We start from the raw sequence: 20,611 nt of genomic DNA, 5'->3' as shown, positions 1-20,611 counted from the left end.
TCTTAGATCAGGCGGGCAGTCCCACAGATCAAGGCGTGTTGGCTTCCTTGGCCCGCACCCGATCGAGGCCCAGCCGATGCTCGCGCAGGATCACCGCAATGCCCGAGCCGACGATGATGATCGCCCCGAGGATCATGGTCAGCGTCGGCACGTCGGAGAAGATGAAATAGCCAAGGATGATGGTGAGGATCAGCGACACATATTCAAAGGGTGCGATCACCGACATGTCGGCGTGTCGGTAGGACGAGGTCATCAGCAATTGCCCGATGCCGCCGAAGAAACCGGCCCCGACCAGAAGCGCTGCCTGCTGTGGCGTCGGCCAGACCCAGCCAAAGGGCAAGGTCAGCAGCGAAAGCACGCTGGCGCTGATGAAGAAATAGGTGACGATGGCCTCGGTGCGCTCGGTATGGACGAGATTGCGCACCGCCATCATGGCAAAGGCCGAAAGCACGGCTGCCAGCAGTGCTGCCAATGCACCAACCGCCTCGGCGTTGCCCAGCGCCTCGCCGCCGGAAAACACCGTCAGCCGCGGCCAGAGAATAATGACGACGCCCACGAGCCCCACGACCACGGCCGTCCAGCGGAAGAAGTGAACGCGTTCATTGAGCAGCACGGCGGAAAAGATGACGATCAGCAGCGGCGTCGCATAGGTGATCGCTGTGGCCTCGGGCAAAGGCAGTCGCGTCAGCGCGAAAAAGCCAAGGCTCATCGAGGCGACGCCGACAAGGCCCCGCAGGATGTGACCCAGGGGGCGCTTGGTTGCAAAGGCGTTGGCCAGCCGCCCCTTCCAGGCAAGATAGCCCAGAACCGGGAGCAGCGCGAAGAAGGAGCGGAAAAACACCATCTCGCCCGATGGTATGGTCTCCGTCGCCTTGAGCATGGTGGCCATGCCGACGAAGAAGAACACCGACACGACCTTGAGCATGATGCCGCGCATGGGACTGGCCGCGCTGGCGGCGAAGACTTGCGTGCTCGTACTGTCGGGGGCGGACATGGGGCCATCCGGACCGGCGAACCGGACTACTTGGACTGGATTTTTTCCAGCTTCTCCTTGGCGATTCGCGCCGTGGCGAATGCCTTGTGTTCCGGACCGACGGCGCTGCCGCTCTTGGCGAGCTTGCCCTCGGCGTCGAGAATCTCCCAGTGCCAGTTTGCATTGGGGCCGCTGCCGCCCTTGAGGCGCAGCTTGATCTGATAAGAAGATTGTTCGCTCATGGGGAGCCTTATGCAGCACCTCGAGGGAGGAAGAAAGGGGAAAGTGGCCGTGCTTTCTCGCCTCTTTCCCCAATTGGCGCCCGTGCGGCGCTCGATGCTAACAGTGTGTTAACCGCTAGACCTCGGAAACGCTCACTTTGACGCGTTCGCCACCAAAGGTGATGAGGTCACGGATCGGGCCATAGGCGCCGTCCGCATAGGGGTAATACCAGGCTTCGTCGGGCCCGTCGGCGGTCAGGGTCTTGATGGTGTAATAATGCGCCGGTCCCTTTCCCGGCTCGTCGCGCGTCGTTTCCGAGGCCTCGAGAATGCCGGGATGAACAGCCTCGAGCGGCACGAAAATCTGCGGTTTGCTCCCGCCTTCCTCGAGCTTCAAGGCGTTGAGCGTGCTGGCGATTTCTGCGTCGTCGAAAAAGATATGCACGCGCCCTTCAACGGGGCTCACTCTGGCGGTCGTGGTCATGTCGGCCGGCACTTGCGCCTCCCTTTGCATGAGGTTCATCCAACCATGTTAACGCATGAGCAAAATCTCCGTTCACCTAACCTTGACTCAGCCGTCAGGCCATCCCTATATCCCGGTCACCTTGCTAGCACTCACACAACCCGAGTGCTAACAGGCCCGAAATTGCATTCAGAAATGATGCCTAGAGGAGCAAATCATGGGCTTCCGTCCCCTGCATGACCGTGTTGTCGTCCGTCGCGTCGACAGTGAAGAAAAGACCAAGGGCGGGATCATCATCCCCGACACCGCCAAGGAAAAGCCCTCCGAGGGCATCATCGTTTCCGTCGGCCCCGGCGCCCGTGACGAAAACGGCAAGATCAACGCCCTTGACGTCAAGGCCGGCGATCGCGTGCTCTTCGGCAAGTGGAGCGGCACCGAGGTCAAGCTCAATGGCGAAGACCTGATCATCATGAAGGAAAGCGACATCATGGGTATCGTCGAAGCCTAAAAGCTTCGCCTATCCAGTCGTTTAACCCATTCTAAGGAGCGCCTCACATGGCTGCTAAAGAAGTAAAGTTCTCGACCGACGCCCGCGAAAAGATGCTGCGCGGCGTCAACATCCTCGCCAATGCGGTGAAGGTTACCCTCGGCCCGAAGGGTCGTAACGTCGTCATCGAAAAGTCCTTTGGCGCCCCGCGCATCACCAAGGACGGCGTCTCGGTTGCCAAGGAAATCGAACTCGAAGACAAGTTCGAAAACCTCGGCGCGCAGCTCCTGCGCTCGGTCGCTTCCAAGACCAACGACGTTGCCGGTGACGGCACCACCACCGCCACCGTTCTCGGCCAGGCTATCGTTGTCGAAGGCGTCAAGGCTGTTGCCGCCGGCTTCAACCCGATGGATCTGAAGCGCGGTATCGACCTCGCCGTTGCTGAAGTTGTCGCTTCGCTCCAGGCTTCGTCGAAGAAGATCACCTCGTCCTCCGAAGTTGCTCAGGTCGGCACCATTTCGGCCAACGGCGAAACTTCGATCGGCGACATGATCGCCGAAGCCATGCAGAAGGTCGGCAACGAGGGTGTCATCACCGTCGAAGAAGCCAAGACCGCTGGGACCGAACTCGATGTCGTTGAAGGCATGCAGTTCGACCGTGGCTACCTCTCGCCCTACTTCGTTACCAATGCTGAAAAGATGACCGCCGTCCTCGAGGACCCGATCATCCTGCTGCACGAAAAGAAGCTCGCGAATCTCCAGGCCATCCTGCCGATCCTCGAAGCTGTCGTTCAGTCCCAGCGCCCGCTGCTGATCATTGCCGAAGACATCGAAGGTGAGGCTCTCGCGACCCTCGTCGTCAACCGTCTGCGTGGCGGCCTCAAGGTTGCTGCCGTCAAGGCTCCTGGCTTCGGCGACCGCCGCAAGGCCATGCTCGAAGACATCGCCATCCTGACCGGTGGCCAGGTGATCTCCGAAGATCTCGGCATCAAGCTCGAGAACGTGACCCTCGACATGCTCGGCACTGCCAAGCGCGTTGAAATCACCAAGGAAAACACCACGATCGTTGATGGTGCCGGCGCTGCCGACGACATCCAGGGCCGCGTTGGCCAGATCAAGGCGCAGATCGAGGAAACCACCTCGGACTACGACCGCGAGAAGCTGCAGGAACGTCTTGCCAAGCTCGCCGGTGGCGTTGCCGTGATCAAGGTCGGTGGTTCGACCGAAGTGGAAGTCAAGGAACGCAAGGATCGCGTCGATGACGCTCTGAACGCGACCCGCGCTGCCGTTGAAGAAGGCATCGTGCCGGGTGGTGGCGTTGCCCTGCTCCGCGCTTCGGCCGCTCTCACCGTCAAGGGCATCAATGCCGACCAGGAAGCTGGTATCGCCATCGTTCGCCGCGCTCTCCAGGCTCCGGTTCGCACCATTGCCAACAATGCCGGCGCCGAAGGCTCCGTCGTTGTCGACAAGATCCTCGAAAACTCGGCTGCTTCGTTCGGCTACAACGCTGCCACCGGCGAATACGGTGACCTCGTTGCACTCGGCGTTATCGATCCGGTCAAGGTCGTCCGTCACGCTCTGCAGGACGCAGCTTCGGTTGCTTCGCTCCTGATCACGACGGAAGCTACGATCGTTGAAGCCCCCAAGGCTGAAGCTCCGGCAATGCCGGGCGCTGGCGGCATGGGCGGTATGGGCGGTATGGACTTCTAAAAAGTCCAACCAAAGACTTCGAAGCTCGTTTCTTCCCAGTCACGAACTTCGTGGAAAGGCGCTGTGGCAACACAGCGCCTTTTTTCGTTGCCTTGTAGCGGCTACAGTGCGGAAACACATTTTTTGAGGCCAGCATGAGAACGCCACGACGCGGCAGCGCCCTTGATCAGGCAGAAGCCGCCTTCAAGAGCGCAACCACCAAGCCCGAAATTGTATCCGGTCCAAAGGCGACCACGCCTCCGGAGGGCAAGGAGCTAGTGTCACTGCGGCTCGATCGCGCTGTGGTGGAGCATTTCCAGGATGATGGTCCGGGCTGGCAGGAGCGCATCAACGACGCCCTGCGCAAGGCCGCAGGGCTCGGTTAGCTAGGGCCAGAGGATAAGCTTGACCGCCATGGCGATGGACACCACCACGACCAGAGGGCGGATCAATTTGGCGCCGAAGCGAATACCGGCATGGGCGCCGAAATAGCCGCCGATGACCTGCCCCACGGCCATGCACATCACGGCCGGCCAGACGACGTCGCCACTCGGAATGAAAATGGTCAGCGCTGCCAGGTTCGACGTCAGATTGAGGAGCTTGGTATTGCCCGCGGCCCGGGTGACGCCGAGGCCAAAGAGCAGCACGAAACCGATGGTGAAAAACGAGCCCGTGCCCGGGCCAAAGATGCCGTCATAGAACCCAATGACGAAACCGAGCAGCGGCACCCATTTGGGGAATGCGAGGCGCGAGGTGCGGTTCGCATCCGACAGATTGGGCGCGAACAGAAAGTAGAGCGCCACCCCGATCAGGGCGATAGGCACGGCCAGATTGAGGAAGCTCGTGTCGATCTGTTTGACAGTCAGCGCGCCGATCATGCTGCCGGCATAGGTCACCGCGATGGACGGGACCAGCGCCTTGAGCGACACAAAACCCTTTCGCCAATAGGTGTAGGTCGCCATGGCGGTGCCGATGACCGACTGCATCTTGTTGGTGGCGAGCGCCGCGATCGGCGGCAGGCCGGCGGAAAGCAGCGCGGGCACGGTCAGCATGCCACCGCCACCGGCCACGGCATCAACAAAACCGGCCAGGAGGCCAACGCCCCCTAGGGCAACAAGGGTCAGTGGGTCGAGCATTTCAGATCAGGCTACAAGGGTTCAGCGGCGAGCTGGGTGAGGAGTGAATTGAGCTTGCGCTTCTTGTCTTCCGGCCAATCGGCCGTGCGAGAAACGATGAGATTGGCTTCGCTCTTGAGCATCACGCCATCCTCCAGCACCCGCAGCCCATTGGCAGCCAGCGTCGAGCCGGTCGAGGTGATGTCGACCACGATATCGGCCACGCCCGAGGCTGGCGCCGCTTCCGTGGCGCCAAGGCTTTCGACGATGCGGTATTCGGCAATGCCGGCACGGGCGAAATGCTGGCGCGTGATGGTGATGTATTTCGTCGCGATGCGCAGCCAGCGCTTGTGGCGGCTGCGGAAATCGGAGGCAACGTCGGCAAGGTCATGCAGATGGGTGACGTCGATCCAGGCTTCAGGCACGGCGATAACCACATCGGCATGGCCGAATTCGAGCGCGCGGGCGAAATGCACCGCTTCCGGGCCGGTTTCGCTGGTCTCGTGGATCAGATCGCGGCCGGTGACGCCAATATCGATATTGCCGCGGATTAGTTCGCGGGCGATTTCGGAGGCCGGGAAGAAGCGTACCGTGACGTCGGGCTCACCTTCCATGACGCCGAGATAGGAGCGCGCGCCGCCGGGGCGGGAAATGGTGAGGCCACGCGCGGCAAACCATTCGCGCGTCAGTTCTTCAAGGCGCCCCTTGGAGGGCACGGCGAGAGTGATGCCAGTCATACGTTTATACCCCGCATGAACTGCTCCGAAAACCGGAAACCACTATTCGGGTTCATGCCGAAACCTCCGCTTCCAGGCGATCGACCCAGAGCGCACAGCCCGAGGCGGCGATGGGGGCCGTGGCGCCGAGGCGCTCCAGCAGGCGATCATATTGTCCGCCCGAGGCCAGCACTTCACCCTTGCGGCCGGTCATTTCGAAGACGATGCCGGTGTAATAATCGAGGCGCGGGGAGAAGCCGGCGTCAAAGCTCACCTGGGCCTCGCCAAACTTGTCGAGGTGCCGGCGAATGGCGCGGATCGGCGCGCCGAGCATGAGCTTGTGGTTCTCTGCCAGGGCTTCAATCTGGCGCAGCGCCGACAGGACGTCACCGGAAATGGCGAGATAGTCGCGCAGCAGTTTCAGCGTCTGGGCCGGAACGTGGGCGGCGTCGAGCGCCTGCTGCTCGAGATAGCGGTCCGCGATCTCCTCGGGCGTGCGCCCCTCAGAAAGGCTTAGGCCGGTCGACACCATGCGGGCAGTGACATCCTCGATCAGCACATCGCGCGCGGGCTGTTCCTGCCGGGGCGCGCTGGGCGCAGCTTCGAGGCGATTGAGCAGGCGCTCCATGGCTTCGGTGTGGCCAAAGCGGTGCCGGATGCGCGGGCGCCAGGCAGCGGGCATGTCGGCCTGCACCAGCAGCGCTTCAAAAAGACCAACACCGCCGAGACGGATGCGGGCGGGCAGGCCGTAGATCGAGAGAGCGGCGCGGGCGAAGGTGAAAACCTGGTCGAGGGCGACCTCGCCGTCGGGCTGGGCCAGGAGCTCGATGCCGGCCTGATCGAACTCGGCGGGGCCGTTTTCGCGCTGGCGGAAGATGGGGCCAAGATAGGTGAAAGCCGCCGGCTGCCGGGTGCCATCAGCGATATAGTCACGCACGATGGGCAGGGTGAATTCGGGCCTGAGGCAGTGCTCGGCGCCGGTCAGGTCGCTGGTCAACAGCAGCCGGCGGCCAAATTCCTCGCCTGCCAGATCGAAATAAGGATCGGCCGGCAGCAGGAGTGGCGGGGTGGCGCGGCATCCGCCCTGGGCTTCTACAAGGGCTTCGAGCTGGGCCCGTCGCATCGCGGCGTTAGTCATGGCTCTTGCCCCTGCCGAAAAAGCATCACTGCTCGCTCAAGAGTTTCTGGATGGCGGATACCAGGTCTTCGCGCTTGACCTCGAACTGGCCCGGGCGCGCGGCCTTCCATTCGGCATTGTCCCTAATGCCTTCGGCAGCCTGCTTGCCGGCAACCAGATCCTTGATCTGCAAAATGCCCTGCTCGCGCTCCTGGCTGCCTTCGATGACGACGGCCGGCGCGTTGCGCTTGTCAGCGTAAGAGACCTGCTTGCCAAAGTTCTTGGTCGAGCCAAGGAACATTTCGGCGCGAATGCCGGCCTTGCGCAGCTCGGAGACCATGGCCTGGTAGCGGGCGGTCTGGTCCTTGTCCATGACCAGCACAACGACCGGACCAACTGGCTCTTTCGAGCCGAGATTGCCGGTTAGCTTCAGCGCATTGGCAAGGCGCGAAACGCCGATGGAAAAGCCGGTGGCCGGAACCGGCTCACGGCGGAAACGGGAGACGAGACCGTCATACCGGCCACCGCCACCAACCGAACCGAAGACGACGTCCTGGCCCTTTTCGTTCTGGACCTTGAAGGTCAGTTCGATCTCGAAGACGGGGCCAGTATAATATTCGAGGCCACGAACGACGGACGGGTCGATCTTGATCTTGTCGGCGCCGTAACCGGCGGCATCGAACAGGGTCTGCATGGTATTGAGTTCGGCCACGCCTTCATTGTCCGCGGGCGGCTTGCCGGCGACATAATCGAGCACCACGGCGGCCTGGGCGTCGGTGAGACCTGCACCCTTGGTGAAGTCGCCGCTCTCATCCTTGCGACCGGCGCCGAGCAGCAGCTTGACGCCTTCGGGGCCGAATTTGTCGAGCTTGTCGACGGCGCGGAGCACGGTCAGCTTCTGCTCGTCCGACGTCACGCCGGCAGCTTCGAGCACACCGTCGAGCACCTTGCGATTGTTGACGCGGACCACGTACTTGCCGCTAAGGCCGAGAGCGTCCATGACGTCGGCCATCATCATGCACATCTCGGCGTCGGCTTCCGCGCCGGGCGCGCCGACGGTGTCGGCGTCAAACTGCATGAACTGGCGGAAACGGCCGGGGCCCGGCTTTTCGTTGCGGAACACATAGCCCTGCCGATACGAGCGATAGGGCTTTGGCAGCGTCTCGAAATTCTCGGCAAAGTAGCGGGCGAGCGGCGCGGTGAGATCGTAGCGCAGGCTCATCCACTGCTCATCGTCGTCCTGCAGCGAGAACACGCCGGCATTGGGCCGGTCGGTGTCGGGCAGGAACTTGCCGAGCGTTTCGGTATATTCGAACAGAGGCGTTTCCACCGGGTCGAAACCATAGCGCTCGTAGACCTTACGGATGGTCTCGATCATCTGGCCGACCGCGGCGATATCGCCGGGCGTGCGGTCTTCAAATCCGCGCGGCAGGCGGGGGGCGATCAGCTTGGTCTTTTCGGTCATCGGAATAACTCTGGGAGGCGGGCGCAGGCTGAGAATTGTGCGCGGACAAGCGCGCAAAATCCTTTCCCCCTTCGGGGTCCCTGCTCTAGCCCATCGGTTTTGGTGAGACAACAGTTTGGCTATGGATTGGTGCGAGTGTCGGCGGCCGGGGGTGCCCGGCCGCCAAATGCTCTCAAGTCACGCTCCGCCTTTTCCGATGGGGGATCAGAGAGGCCGTAGGAAGAGTGTGCCACTGCACGGGTTCTGCAACCGGGGGCAGGCCGACGTCTTCCCGCAGGTAGGCGGGGAGTTCGGACGGCACGCCCGGGCGGTTCCACCAGGCGGCAAGTGCTGCGGCAAGGACCGGCAGCAGGCCACGCTGGTGTACGGCGTCGGCGATGGAGAATTCGAGGCGCAGCACGACGCTGCGTTCGGAGAGAACGTTGGAAGACATTTGTGCATCCGGCAGGGCGCAACCCAGCCGGCCTCATTGGTTAAGGTCAGGACGACGAGCGGGAATACGGACGCGAAGCGACGCGGATTCTGCGCTCAGGTTTGGGTTGGTTTATCCGCGGGCAGGAAGCCCGAGAGGTTTACTTGGAGGTCAAGGCGAATTCGGACTTAAGCCGAATGTCGAATTACACCAGCAAGATGATGCCAAGTACCCGAGTGGCGGAACGTTACAATTTTCATAGAAACGCCTCCCTCAGTAGGCAAATGCGGACGCTCGCTTCTAGATCGCAAAGTCGTGAGCGGCAAGGATAAATTGGGACAGTCTGTCGCAGGCGCCTACTCCTGTTGCCGTGCAGCAACAGGGCGCGCGATCTTAACCCGCCGTTAGCCCTCCCGGCTGGCGTTGCCTTAACCATGCCAATTGACCTCTCCTTGGGGCTTGCAAGGCACAATTCTCCCAGTGTCACAGGGGGCTTGTGGATCATGGTTGGGACGATGCGGTTACTGGGTCTGGGACTGGCGATTGCGACGATGTCGCTGACCCAGGTGGTTCCGAGCTTTGCCGAGGCTAGGTTCCAGCAAGGCTGGCGCTTTGCGCCGCCGCCGGGCATCACCATTACCAGCCAGCGTCCGCGCCATGCTCTGGCCCTCCAGGCCAATGCGCAGGTTGCGCCGACCTACCTGCGCCAGGTCGTCCCCTACCCCACCAATGAGCGGTCCGGGACGATCGTTGTCGATACCTCATCCCACTTCCTCTATTTCGTTCTGGGTGACGGTCGCGCTCTGCGGTACGGGATCGGCGTCGCCCGCAATGGCTTTGAATGGAGCGGTACGCACCGCGTCTCGCGCAAGGCCGAATGGCCGAGCTGGACGCCGCCGGCTGAAATGCGCAAGCGCCAGCCGGGCCTACCAGCGCATATGGAAGGCGGCCCGAACAATCCGCTGGGCGCGCGCGCCCTCTATCTCGGCTCGACGCTTTATCGCATCCACGGCACCAATGAGCCCTGGAGCATCGGCCAGAACGTCTCGTCAGGCTGCATTCGCATGGTCAACGAAGATGTGATCGACCTCTACGGTCGTGTGCAATTGAACACAAAAGTGGTGGTCCTTTAGCAAGGATTTAACGTCAAAACTCAGCACCCGGACCAGGGAGCCGTCACGTGGCGTCAAAACACTTTTCTCGCTCGCCGTTTCGTCGCTTTGTTGGTGACGAACGCGGCGCCTTCGCCGTCATGTTCGGCGTTATGGCGGTCGTCCTTATCGCCCTGGGCGGCGCCGTCGTCGACTATGTTTCGCTCGAACAGGGCCGCAACCGCGCGCAGCTGGCGCTTGATGCCGCGGCACTCGCCCTGCAGCCACAGGTATTCGAGAAGAATTTTGACCCGGCCGCAGTGCAAAAACTCGCTCAGGCTTTCGTCACGGAGCGCGTCGCCAACAGCGAGATCGTCACAGAGATTCTGACGACCCGTGGAAGCGAAGAAACGGGCTCGCTCTATTTCGAAGCGCACATCACTGTTCCGACGATTTTCGTATCCCTCGTCGGCGTTCACCACCTCAACGCCACCATCGAGTCCGAAGCAACGCGCAAAAAGTTGGAACTCGAAGTGGTCATGGTGCTCGACAATTCGGGCTCGATGAAAAACGAGAGCCGCATGACGAGCCTCGTCGATGCCGCGAAATGCGCCACGAATATCCTGATGTATTCAGAGGTTCAGAGCGCGCCGAACAACGCCAATACCTGCATTCCCACGGCAACTGCCGAGCGGGTGGAAAACGTGCGTGTGGCCATTGTCCCGTTCACGATGTTCGTCAATGTGGGCCCCGAAAACGCCAATGCCTCCTGGATCGACAAGACCGGCGCATCGGCTATCCATTTCGACAATTTCGACAATGACGACGACGAAGACCGGCTGGTCCTTTCGTCCGGCGCGCACAAGTTTCCGACACGTCAGCAGCTTTTCGCGGCAACCGGCGAGGCCTGGCGCGGCTGCGTGGATGCTCGGCCGCACATCAAATCCGGCACCCTCCCGTCGCAATATCTCGATACTGACGATACGACACCCACCATTGCCAATGGCAACACGCTGTTTGTGCCCCAGTTCTCGCCCGATCTGGCCTACAACACGGGCGGCAACAACTACATTACCAGCCCAACCATCATCAACTCGACCTACCTCGACAAGCTGGCTGTCAACGGCAAGACCAATTGGTCAGCCGCCGTTCGAGACAGCCCGGCAGTGTGCGACCGCCCCGCACAGGGCACGACAAAGTGCTCGATTACCGAGGAACGGACCCGAACGAACTCGAACGCCGCATGGGGCAACCCCTACCTGAAGAAGGGAACGCCGGCCGGCCCGACCGATTTTGTCAGCAGTGCGCTCTATTCCAACGCGCTCTATGGCAAGCAGCCCCCCAGTTGCGCTTGCCGCAACCCCACTTACACGACCAATTGGGCGGGCACGGGCAACACCCAGACTCGCGACGGCTGGTGCGACAGCTTCGTACCGTTGGGGCTATCGACGCGCACCCTGCAGGAGAGAATCTGCAAATACTACGGCGCGATCGGCGCGCAGGGGTTCTCCAACGGACCCAACGCAGACTGCACACGCACCCCAATTCTGCCGCTGACCAGCGATCCCGCAAAGGTCATCGACACTATCGACGCCATGATTGCCGAAGGCGGCACCAATATCCACGAAGGGACTGCCTGGGGCTTCCGCGTCCTCACACCTGGCGAACCTTTCCCCCAGGCCGGCGCGAGCGACAACAAATCCCTGCGCAAGGTCATGATCATCATGACTGACGGCGAGAACACGGACTACAACCTGTCAAACTATTGCAACGACGCCATGCGCGCGCTTAACGGCAAGTGCTTCAACACGGCCTATGGCTTCTCTTACAACTCCAACAATACCAGCACCACATCGACCAGTGGCGGAAACATTCCTCGGCTCGGTTCGATAAACTCGACCAATGCGGACCTGGTAAAGGAGATGAACCAGCGCACGAGCGACACCTGTGCCAACGCCAAGGACACGGGGATTGAAGTTTATACGATCGGGCTTGCGACGAACAAGGTCGAGCAAAGCACGCCAGCGGTCGTTCAGGCTATGCTGACCGGTTGTGCGTCTACGGCAAGCAAGGCGTACTTCCCCAACCAGTCGAGCGAACTCAAGCGAGTGTTTGAATCGATCGCCAATGAACTATCGGCGCTTCGCCTGGCCCGCTAGGGCCGGGTGAACGCTGAAATAGCGGAACGATATCGGTGCGCTGAAGACGTTATTTTTAGGGGGAGTGGTACCGCCTCCCCGGATCGAACGGGGGACCTCTAGATCCACAATCTAGCGCTCTAACCAACTGAGCTAAGGCGGCTCGGTGCGGCCGACGCAAAGGCGCCCTGCCGAAACCGGGCGGAACATAGGTCGAGTTCGCCGGAATGACAAGCACCGATTTTCACCCTGTGGACAGACGCCTTATGACGCCCTCACAACCAATTGCGACAAGCCCCGTGACCATTCCTTAGGACCTCGCATTTAACCATGGCGACGATTGGATGGGCGGGATGCGTACCGCAGGCTGGATTCGTTCACGGCGGCACGATAATGAAGAACACTTAAAGAACTCTCGAAAATTGTGCCGATCTGGCACAATCGGAAATGGCCTCAAACGCTGTCTATGAATGCCGAGTGGACCACATCGCCGAACGCCCGCCGGGTGCTGCAGCATGCTCAGGATGCGCGGCCTGCCTGGTTGTGGTCGCAAGACGGCCAGCGCCTGATCTGGTCGAATCCGGCTGCCGCCCTGTTCCTTGCCAAGATCAAGAAGAGCGGGCTCAAGCTGGCGCCGCTTGCCGTGCCGCTCAAGGGCCAGGTCGCCCGGACCATTCGCCTGGGTTCGGCGGGCCGCACGAGTCTTGCGCGTATTCAGTTCAATGCCGGCGACAAGCCCGCTTCGGCCACCTGCGCCACGACGCCTTTGGTGCTCGACGGCGAAGAAACAGCCCTGCTCATCGTTTCCGTCGATCCGATCGACGCCGAAATTCGTGCAGCCTTTGATATCCGCCACGGCGGCGTTGAGGAAAACACCCTTCCGCCTCCGCCGCAGGACGAAGTTGCGGCCGAACCTGAACCTCTTGTGCCTCCCGATGAAGACGACGAGGTCGCCGAGGCCGACGCGCTGGAAGAAACCACCGAGGTGCTGACGGAAGCGCCCGTCGAGCCCCCCGTCGCCGAAGAGGTTGAGTCGGAAGGCGAGCAAGAAGACGAAATCCCGGGAGCGGCACCGACTGCTATCGAGCATGACGAGGCCTATTCGACCGAGCTGCACAATTGGCAGGATGCCGATCCAGAGACGGTCTATGCGAGCCCGTCAGAGCCCCTGCGCTTCCATGACGATCCCGAAGCGGCCGACGAAGACGACGGTATCGAAGAGCCGGTTGCCGCAGCCTCCGAGCCCGAAACGGCAGAGGAAGAACGCCCGTTGTTCCGGAGTCTCAGCGCCTTGGTTGATCGGCTTGCCGCCGACGAAGACCTCTATACGCCGCTGAATGAGGCTGACGACACCGCGCCGCAGTCACCCGAACCGCCCGAGCCCACCGAACCTGAAGAGCCGGTGGATGAAGGCGCGCCGACGCTGTTCAAGATCACCGGCCGCGGTTTCCGCTCCAATGCCGCGCCCGAGGCGTCTGCACCGGTTGAAAGCAACGCGCTTTTTGCCGCCGGCATTCCCGACATCGAAGCACCCGAAGTGGCGCATGATCTCGTGGAACGCGTGTCGCGCTATAATTTCGACGAGCTCTCGCGCATTCTCAATGACCGCGTCGGCCTGGGCGAGCGTTCCGGCCCGAGCACGGCAATCGCCGGCGTGCCGGCGAAGGACGCCGCACCCGAGCCGGGCAACGGATCGCTGGTCAATCTCGGCGGCGAGACGCTGGTGCTCAATCGCCTGCCGCTCGGCATTCTGGTGTTCCGCGACCAGCAGATTCTCTTCGCCAACCGTGCCATCACCGAAATGGTCGGCTACGAATCCGTCGAATCGCTGCGTCAGGCGGGCCTGACGGCCGTGTTCCCGGTCAGCGCCGAGGAAAATGGCGCGGGCCCCGTTAATCACCTGATGCAGCGCGACGGCACGCTGGTGCCGGTGACCGCGCGCCTGCAATCGACATCGTGGCAGGGTCGCCCTGCCCTCATGCTTTCGGCCAGCACGACCGAAGTGCGCACCGGCCATGAAGACGCTGTGCGCGCCTTTGCGCAGGCTTTTGCCGAACTGCGCGGCGATGGTTTTATCGAACTGAGCCGCACCGGCGTCGTGCGCCATGCCGACGCGCTGGCGACAACGGCCCTCGGCGATGGCAGCATCATTCTGGGCAAGCCGCTCTCGGCGCTGATCGGCGCCGACGAAGGTTTTGCGCTGCGTGGATTCCTCGATCGACCTGGCCGCTTTGCCGAAACCGAACGCCCCTCGATCGTGCTGCAATCGCTCAACAGCAAATCCGAGATCGTGCTGTTCGCGCAGGGTCAGGCCGGCATTGTCAGCGGCTATTTCGCCTTCGTCCGCCAGCGCATCATCACCCCGCGGCGCGCGATTTCCGGTCCTGAAGCCGATCCGGCGCTGCTGGCCCGCATCAGCCGGGGCGTGCGGCGCCCGCTCAATACGATCATCGGCTTTGCCGAGCTGCTGCGCAGCAAGGCTTTTGGTGACCTCGGCGACGAGCGCTACGAGACCTATGCCGAGGATATCGCGGCAGCAGGCAGCGACATTGCCGCCCTTGTCGATGAACTCGAAGACTATGCGCGGCTGCGTGAAGGCAAATATCTGCCCGAACGGGCAAGCCTTGACCTGACGGAACTGCTCGAAACCTGCGTGCTGCGCATCCGCAACCAGGCCAATACCGGGCGGATCATCGTCCGCAACGCCATTTCCGAGACCCTGCCACGGGTGACGGTCGACCGCGCCTCGCTCGCCCAGGCCGTGCTCAACCTTCTGGCCAGCGCCATCGACCAGAGCCCGATCGGCAGCACGGTGGTCATTTCCGCCCAGCTGCTCGACGATGGCGGAATTGCCATCCATGTGCGCGACAGCTCCAATCATGCCGTGGACATGGCCGAGCGCTTCGTGGTTTTCCGCGATGGTGTCAGCAAGACCGGGCAGGCATTGGCGCCGGTCCGTTCGAGCGTTGGCCTTGCGCTCACGCGCTCGCTGCTGGCGGTCAATACGGTGTCGCTCTCGGTGGACCCGGCCGGCGAAAGCGGGCTTTTGTTCACCCTGCGCATCCCCGCCGATCTCGTTGAAAACCTGCCCGGCGCCTAGGGCTGGGTTAAACTTCCAAATGCAGCTGCCTTAGGCAAAAAGTTTAACCGCCAATGCGGGTGCGCCCGCAAGCAAGTTTGCCTATACCTAGCGCGAGGCGCGGAACCGCGCCGACCTCTGGGAGACAAATATGAGAGTGACCAAATCCCTCGCGCTGGCCAGTGCCGGTTTGCTGTTGGCCACCAGCCTGGCAGTCGCGCAACCCACTGAAATTCGTGTGGGTGCACCGCTGGAGCCCCCCACGCTCGACCCGACTGCGGGCGCGGCCGAGTCGATTGACGTGGTCGTCTATCAGAATGTCTTCGAGGGTCTCACCCGCATCGATCAGAACGGGGCGGTGCAGCCCGGCCTCGCATCGGAATGGACCGTCAGCGACGACGCCCTGACCTATCGCTTCAAGCTGCACGACGGCGTCACTTTCCACGACGGCACGAGCTTTGACGCTGAAGACGTGAAATTCACCTTCGAACGCATTCTGGCCGACGACAGCGTCAATGCACAGAAAGCGCTTTACCAGGCGATTTCGGCCGTCAACGTCATCGACCCGCTGACGGTGGAAATCACCCTGTCGCGGCCGGACGGCCTCTTCCTCTTCAATATCGGTCGCGGCGACGCCGTGATCGTGGCGCCGGAAAGCGCCGACAATAATGCCACCGACCCGATCGGTACCGGCCCCTTCGCCTTTGTGCAGTGGGATCGCGGCAGCCGCGTCGTTCTCGAACAGTACGGCCCCTATTGGGGCGAAAAGCCGGCCCTGACCAAGGCGACCTTCGTCTTCATCAGCGATACGGCCACGATGACCAATGCGCTGCTCGCCGGCGACGTCGACGGCACCTACAATTTTGCCGCCGAGGCGCTGCCCGTCTTTGACGGCAATCCGAAGTTCAAGATTCTCGTAGGCACCACCGAAGGTGAGACGATCCTCTCGACCAACAACAAGCGGGCGCCGTTCGACAAGCTCGAAGTGCGCCAGGCCATGGCCCATGCGATCAATCGCGAGGAGATCATCGAGGGAGCGACCTATGGTTATGGCGTGCCGATCGGCTCGCACTTCGCCCCGCACCACCCCTATTACATCGACCTCACCAATACCTATCCCTTCGATCCCGAAAAGGCCAAGGCGCTGCTGGCCGATGCCGGTTTTCCGAATGGTTTTTCGGCAACGCTGAAGCTACCGCCGGTCGCCTATGCGCGGGTCTCCGGCCAGATCATCGCCAGCGAATTCGCCAAGGTCGGCATCAAGCTCGAGCTGATCAACATGGAATGGGCGCAGTGGCTGGAAGACGTCTTCGCCAACAAGGATTTCGACCTGACCATCATCAGCCATGTGGAGCCGTTCGACATTGGCATCTATGCCAATCCCGACTACTACTTCGGCTACAACAATCCTGAAGTGCAGGCCCTCAACGAGACGCTCAATGCCACGACCGACGAGGCCAAGCGCAAGGAGCTGGCGCAGGAAATGCAGACCATCATCGCCAAGGATGCCGTCAACGGCTTCCTGTTCGAGCTTGCCCAGACCGGCGTCTGGAACGCCAAGCTCGAAGGCATGTGGCCGAACGCGCCCGTCGAAGGCGTGGTGCTGCGCGACGTCCATTGGGTTGAATAAGGCCACCTGCGCTGAAGGGCGCATGACGACGGCATGCGCCAGTGTCCCTCCCTCCCCCGCGCGGGGAGGGAATGAGGGTGGGGGTATCTCGTGACCCTCTACCTCCTCCGTCGCATCTTCGGCTTCTTCGTTACCCTCTTCATTGCGGCAGCCGTCATCTTCATCCTGCTTGACCTGCTGCCCGGCGATCCCGCGCGCTTCATTCTCGGCATCAATGCGACGCCCGAGGCTGTTGCCGCGCTGCGCCTGCAGATGGGTCTCGACGATCCCGCCCTTTTGCGTTTCAGCAACTGGATTTTCGGCATGCTGCGCGGCGATTTCGGCGTATCGCAGACGCAGAAGCTGCCGGTCGCCGGACTCATGGTGGAGCGCATGTCGGTCACGCTGCCCCTAACCGTATTTGCGATGGTCATTTCGGTCGCCGTCGGCCTGCCGCTCGGCATTCTGGCGGCGCGACATCGCGGCAAGCCAATCGACACCGCGCTCATGGTGCTGGCGCAGACCGGCGTCGCGGTGCCCAATTTCTGGTTCGGCATGCTGTTGACGCTCCTTTTCGCCGTGACCCTTCATTGGCTACCACCGGGCGGCTTTACCCCGTGGAACGAAGATTTCTGGGCGGCCTCGCGTGGCCTCGTGCTGCCGAGCCTGGCTCTGGCACTGCCCCAGGCAGCCATCCTCGCCCGCGTCATGCGTACGGCGCTTGTCGATGTTTCTACGCAGGATTTCATCCGTACCGCCCGCGCCAAAGGCATGACCTTTGGCGAAGCCATGTGGCGCCACGGCGTGCGCAACGCGCTGTTGCCGGTGCTGACCATTTTGGGGCTGCAATTCGCCTTCCTCATCGCCGGCACGATCATCGTCGAAAACGTCTTCTACCTGCCCGGCCTCGGCAAACTGATCTACACCGCCATTCTAGAGCGCGACCTGGTTCTCGTGCGCAGCGGCACGATCATTCTGGTGCTGGTGGTCAGCTTCACCATGCTTGTGGTTGACCTCGCCTATGGCTTTGTCGATCCCCGACTGCGGGAGCGTCGCGCATGAACTGGACGACGCTCCGCCGGCATCCTCGCCTCGTCATCGGCCTTGCGGCAACGCTCATCTTCGCGGCCATGGGCCTTCTGTCTCTGATCTGGACACCCTACCCGATCACCGACATTGCCATAGCCCGGCGCTTTGCAACGCCTGGTGCGGAGCACTTGCTCGGGGCGGACCAGCTCGGGCGCGACATGCTCTCGCTGATCATGTCAGGCACGCTGACCAGTTTCACGGTTGCCGTCATGGCGATCATCATAGGCGTCGGCATCGGCGTGCCGCTCGGTCTTGCCGCGGCCATCTATGGGGGGCCGGTGGAATGGGTCGTGCTGCGTTTTTCCGATCTCGCCTTTGCCTTCCCTTCCGTCGTCATCGCCATTCTCATCGCCACGCTGATGGGACCTGGCGCGGGCAATGCGGTCATCGCCATCGGCATTTTTAATGTGCCGGTTTTCGCCCAGGTCGCGCGTGGCGGCGCATTGGCCATTTCGACGCTGGATTTTGTCGCTGCGGCGCGGCTGGCGGGGCTTAGCCGGCCGATGATCGCACTTCGGCACCTCCTCCCCAACATTGCGAGCCTCATCATCGTACAGGGTACGATCCAGCTTTCCCTCGGCATTCTGGCCGAGGCCGGCCTGTCCTATATCGGGCTCGGCACCCAGCCGCCGGCAACAAGCCTGGGACTGATGCTGCGCGACGCGCAAAGCCTGTTCCTGATCCACCCCTGGCTCAGCCTCGCGCCGGGCCTCGCCATCGTCGTGATCGTCATCGCCCTCAACATCGCCGGAGACGGACTGCGCGACGCGCTCGACCCACGCCTTAAACGCCAGGGGCTGACCAATGTCGCTGGTTGAGATCGACAAGCTGTCCATTGGCTTTGACGGGCGACCTGCTGTGTCGAACCTGACGCTCGGTATCGCCAGGGGGGCGCGCTTCGGCATTATCGGGGAAAGCGGCTCGGGCAAATCGCTGACCGCCCTCTCCATCGCCGGACTGCTGCCGGAAAACGCCGAGGTCTCGGGCACCATCCGCCTCGACGGCAATGCGTTGCCGGCGGACGAAAAGGCGATGGCGCGGTTGCGCGGGCAACGCATCGGCATGGTCTTTCAGGAGCCGATGACGGCGCTCAATCCGCTGATGCGGGTGGGTGAGCAGATCGGCGAAGCACTAGCCCTCACCCGCCACCAGAGCGAAACCTCCGTCGCGTCACTGCTGAGCGAAGTCGGGCTTGAGGCCCAGCACGCCCAGCGGTTTCCACATCAGCTTTCAGGCGGGCAGCGGCAGCGTGTCATGATCGCCATGGCGCTGGCCAGTGCCCCCGATCTGATGATTGCCGACGAGCCGACATCCGCCCTCGATGTCATTACCCAGCGCATGGTGCTCGATCTCATCCGCGAGATCTGCGACCGGCGGCAGATGACGCTGATCTTTATCAGTCACGATATGCGCGCCGTTGCCGCCCTTTGCGATCAGGTGGCGGTGCTGCGCGGCGGTGAACTCATCGAAAGCGGGCCCGTGGCAAAAGTGCTGGCCGAGCCAAGCGCTGCCTATACGCAAAAACTGGTGGCTGCGACGCGGATGGCCCCGCGGCAGGGTACGCCGCATGTGGCCAAAAAAAATCTGCTGGAAGTCGACCACCTGACGCGCGCCTTTGCCCATGGCGGGTTCTGGCCTTGGCGCAAGCCGCCGCTCCTCGCGGTAAACGATGTCAGTCTCAGCGTGTCGGCAGGCGAGTGCCTCGCCCTTGTCGGCCCCTCCGGCTGCGGCAAGACCACGCTGGCGCGCATGATCGTCGGCCTCGATAGCGCAACGGCCGGAGAGATGCGGTTTGAGGGGACGTCCTATCGCGGGCTCGACCTGCCGGCCGCCCGCCGGGCCGATCTCTCGCTGGTCTTCCAGGACCCCTTCGGCAGCTTCAATCCGCGCCTCACCGTGGCCCGGTCGCTGGGAGAACCCTTGCGGCTCGTACCTGGCCTCAGCCCGATAGAGCATGAGCAGCGCGTTACTGAAGCCATCGAATCGGTAGGGCTCGACCGCGCGATGCTCGCCCGCTACCCGCACGAATTTTCTGGCGGACAAAGGCAGCGCCTCGCCATCGCCCGGGCGCTGGTGACGCGACCGAGCCTGGTGGTGCTCGATGAGCCGGTTTCAGCTCTCGATGTGTCGGTGCGCGGCGATGTGCTGGATCTCCTGGCCAAGCTACAGCAACAACATGGCCTGACCTACATCATCATCAGCCACGACCTCGACATGGTCGCTGCCATGGCGGATCGGGTGCTGGTTATGGAGGCGGGAAAAATCGTGGAAGAGGGCAGGCCTGATGCCCTCTTCGCTCACCCGCAGCATCGGCTCACCAAGGCGTTGATGGCGGCCCGGCTGCCGGAGATTGCGGCCTAGTTCTGCCGGTACAGCCGATAGAGAAGCGTCGCCATGATGGCGAGGTTTTCCGGCATTTCGGCCATGGCGGTATCGTACTCGGCCCATTCGTCGTCGCCGGCCGTGTCATCGGGCAGAAGATCGGGCTGCAGCAGCATCAGGGCCGGAGCAAGCCGCATGGCGATGTGGCCGCGGGCGTCGTCTTCGGTATGGCGCAGCAGCGCATCCCAGGCGTCGAACCGGAAATGCATGGCCTGCTGGAAGCCGATCATCCAGGTTTCCCAGACGACTTCCTCGGTTTCGTCATCGACCTCGAACAGTGGCGCATAGTCTTCGGCAGCGAATTCGCGTTCGATCTCGGCCAGATGCCCCTGGATCAGACCTGCCAGCTCGGCAGTGGCGGCGGGGATTTCCCCGCGCTCATCGGCAAGCCAGGCGAGCGGCCACCATTCTTCGAGCGCGATGCGCTCCGGGCCGACGACAAGGCCGCAAAGGAAGCCGTCGAGCTCGGGCAATACCATCGCCTCCTCGCCTGCCTCGGCAAGCAGTTGGTCTAGCCGAAGCAGGGATTCAGGCAGGTCGGCAAATTCAGGGGCCATGGCGCTATC

The 20,611-nt window shown here is 62.3% G+C and carries 19 protein-coding genes and 1 tRNA gene; 10 read left to right on the top strand and 10 right to left on the bottom strand.

All coding sequences use genetic code 11. The annotated features are described in order from the left end of the window. Positions 1-28: 28 nt before the first annotated feature. The 3 genes from J0I64_RS09720 to J0I64_RS09710 all read right to left on the bottom strand — a co-directional run bounded on the left by J0I64_RS09720 (position 29) and on the right by J0I64_RS09710 (position 1,690). Entirely contained in the window at positions 29-994 is a 966-nt protein-coding gene (locus J0I64_RS09720; protein ID WP_291407584.1) for a DMT family transporter, read from the bottom strand. Positions 995-1,020: 26 nt separating this feature from the next. Then, a complete protein-coding gene (locus tag J0I64_RS09715; RefSeq protein ID WP_291407582.1) occupies positions 1,021-1,215 on the bottom strand; it encodes a hypothetical protein in 195 nt (64 codons plus the stop codon). 115 nt (positions 1,216-1,330) lie between these two features. Then, complete coding sequence (locus tag J0I64_RS09710) at positions 1,331-1,690, bottom strand: DUF427 domain-containing protein (protein ID WP_291407580.1); 360 nt, start codon at positions 1,688-1,690, stop codon at positions 1,331-1,333. A 184-nt stretch (positions 1,691-1,874) separates the two neighbouring features. On the opposite strand from J0I64_RS09710, the gene J0I64_RS09705 reads away from it, so the two are divergent. From J0I64_RS09705 to J0I64_RS09695, 3 genes are all read left to right on the top strand, one after another. After that, on the top strand, positions 1,875-2,165 hold the full coding sequence (locus tag J0I64_RS09705) for a co-chaperone GroES (protein WP_035083617.1): 291 nt from the start codon (positions 1,875-1,877) through the stop codon (positions 2,163-2,165). 47 nt (positions 2,166-2,212) lie between these two features. After that, on the top strand, positions 2,213-3,853 hold the full coding sequence (gene groL / locus J0I64_RS09700) for a chaperonin GroEL (RefSeq protein ID WP_291407576.1): 1,641 nt from the start codon (positions 2,213-2,215) through the stop codon (positions 3,851-3,853). Between the two features lie 134 nt (positions 3,854-3,987). Continuing rightward, positions 3,988-4,218 carry a BrnA antitoxin family protein gene (locus J0I64_RS09695; RefSeq protein WP_291407574.1) on the top strand — a complete coding sequence of 77 codons (231 nt, stop codon included), beginning with the start codon at positions 3,988-3,990 and terminating at the stop codon, positions 4,216-4,218. Here J0I64_RS09695 and J0I64_RS09690 read toward each other — a convergent pair whose 3' ends face one another. From J0I64_RS09690 to J0I64_RS09670, 5 genes are all read right to left on the bottom strand, one after another. Continuing rightward, the gene (locus tag J0I64_RS09690) at positions 4,219-4,968 is read right to left on the bottom strand and encodes a TSUP family transporter (RefSeq protein ID WP_291407572.1); all 750 of its coding nucleotides are present in this window, start codon (positions 4,966-4,968) and stop codon (positions 4,219-4,221) included. 11 nt (positions 4,969-4,979) lie between these two features. Beyond that, the gene (hisG, locus tag J0I64_RS09685) at positions 4,980-5,684 is read right to left on the bottom strand and encodes an ATP phosphoribosyltransferase (RefSeq protein ID WP_291407569.1); all 705 of its coding nucleotides are present in this window, start codon (positions 5,682-5,684) and stop codon (positions 4,980-4,982) included. Between the two features lie 52 nt (positions 5,685-5,736). Then, positions 5,737-6,801, bottom strand: a complete 1,065-nt coding sequence (locus tag J0I64_RS09680; protein ID WP_291407567.1) for an ATP phosphoribosyltransferase regulatory subunit — start codon at positions 6,799-6,801, stop codon at positions 5,737-5,739. Positions 6,802-6,826: 25 nt separating this feature from the next. Beyond that, positions 6,827-8,245: a histidine--tRNA ligase gene (hisS, locus tag J0I64_RS09675; protein WP_291407565.1), complete on the bottom strand. Its 1,419-nt coding sequence runs from the start codon at positions 8,243-8,245 to the stop codon at positions 6,827-6,829. Between the two features lie 172 nt (positions 8,246-8,417). Further along, positions 8,418-8,678 carry a hypothetical protein gene (locus J0I64_RS09670; protein ID WP_291407563.1) on the bottom strand — a complete coding sequence of 87 codons (261 nt, stop codon included), beginning with the start codon at positions 8,676-8,678 and terminating at the stop codon, positions 8,418-8,420. Positions 8,679-9,172: 494 nt separating this feature from the next. Between J0I64_RS09670 and J0I64_RS09665 the strand changes: the two genes are divergently transcribed. Both J0I64_RS09665 and J0I64_RS09660 read left to right on the top strand, forming a co-directional pair. Continuing rightward, positions 9,173-9,790 carry a L,D-transpeptidase gene (locus tag J0I64_RS09665; RefSeq protein ID WP_291407561.1) on the top strand — a complete coding sequence of 206 codons (618 nt, stop codon included), beginning with the start codon at positions 9,173-9,175 and terminating at the stop codon, positions 9,788-9,790. Between the two features lie 47 nt (positions 9,791-9,837). After that, complete coding sequence (locus tag J0I64_RS09660) at positions 9,838-11,907, top strand: pilus assembly protein TadG-related protein (RefSeq protein ID WP_291407560.1); 2,070 nt, start codon at positions 9,838-9,840, stop codon at positions 11,905-11,907. A 65-nt stretch (positions 11,908-11,972) separates the two neighbouring features. Here J0I64_RS09660 and J0I64_RS09655 read toward each other — a convergent pair. Beyond that, positions 11,973-12,049, bottom strand: a tRNA-His gene (locus J0I64_RS09655). Positions 12,050-12,352: 303 nt separating this feature from the next. Here J0I64_RS09655 and J0I64_RS09650 point away from each other — a divergent pair. The 5 genes from J0I64_RS09650 to J0I64_RS09630 all read left to right on the top strand — a co-directional run bounded on the left by J0I64_RS09650 (position 12,353) and on the right by J0I64_RS09630 (position 20,024). After that, positions 12,353-14,986, top strand: coding sequence for a HAMP domain-containing sensor histidine kinase (locus J0I64_RS09650; protein WP_291407558.1), 2,634 nt, complete (start codon positions 12,353-12,355; stop codon positions 14,984-14,986). Positions 14,987-15,116: 130 nt separating this feature from the next. Next, positions 15,117-16,595 (top strand): ABC transporter substrate-binding protein, encoded by a 1,479-nt coding sequence (locus J0I64_RS09645; protein WP_291407556.1) that lies wholly within the window; start codon positions 15,117-15,119, stop codon positions 16,593-16,595. A gap of 90 nt (positions 16,596-16,685) precedes the next feature. After that, positions 16,686-17,636, top strand: coding sequence for an ABC transporter permease (locus J0I64_RS09640; RefSeq protein WP_291407554.1), 951 nt, complete (start codon positions 16,686-16,688; stop codon positions 17,634-17,636). Then, positions 17,633-18,481, top strand: a complete 849-nt coding sequence (locus J0I64_RS09635; protein ID WP_291407552.1) for an ABC transporter permease — start codon at positions 17,633-17,635, stop codon at positions 18,479-18,481. Before J0I64_RS09640 ends, J0I64_RS09635 begins: the two co-directional genes overlap by 4 nt. Then, positions 18,468-20,024: an ABC transporter ATP-binding protein gene (locus tag J0I64_RS09630; RefSeq protein ID WP_291407550.1), complete on the top strand. Its 1,557-nt coding sequence runs from the start codon at positions 18,468-18,470 to the stop codon at positions 20,022-20,024. The genes J0I64_RS09635 and J0I64_RS09630 overlap by 14 nt, the downstream gene beginning before the upstream one ends. Here the strand turns inward: J0I64_RS09630 and J0I64_RS09625 are convergent. Beyond that, the coding region (locus tag J0I64_RS09625; protein WP_291407548.1) for a YecA family protein at positions 20,021-20,611 on the bottom strand (591 nt) is incomplete at its 5' end. The genes J0I64_RS09630 and J0I64_RS09625 overlap by 4 nt on opposite strands.

It is taken from the genome of Devosia sp., from assembly GCF_017307565.1.
Taxonomy (GTDB): Bacteria; Pseudomonadota; Alphaproteobacteria; order Rhizobiales; family Devosiaceae; genus Devosia.
This window is presented reverse-complemented; position numbering and strand designations above follow the sequence as displayed.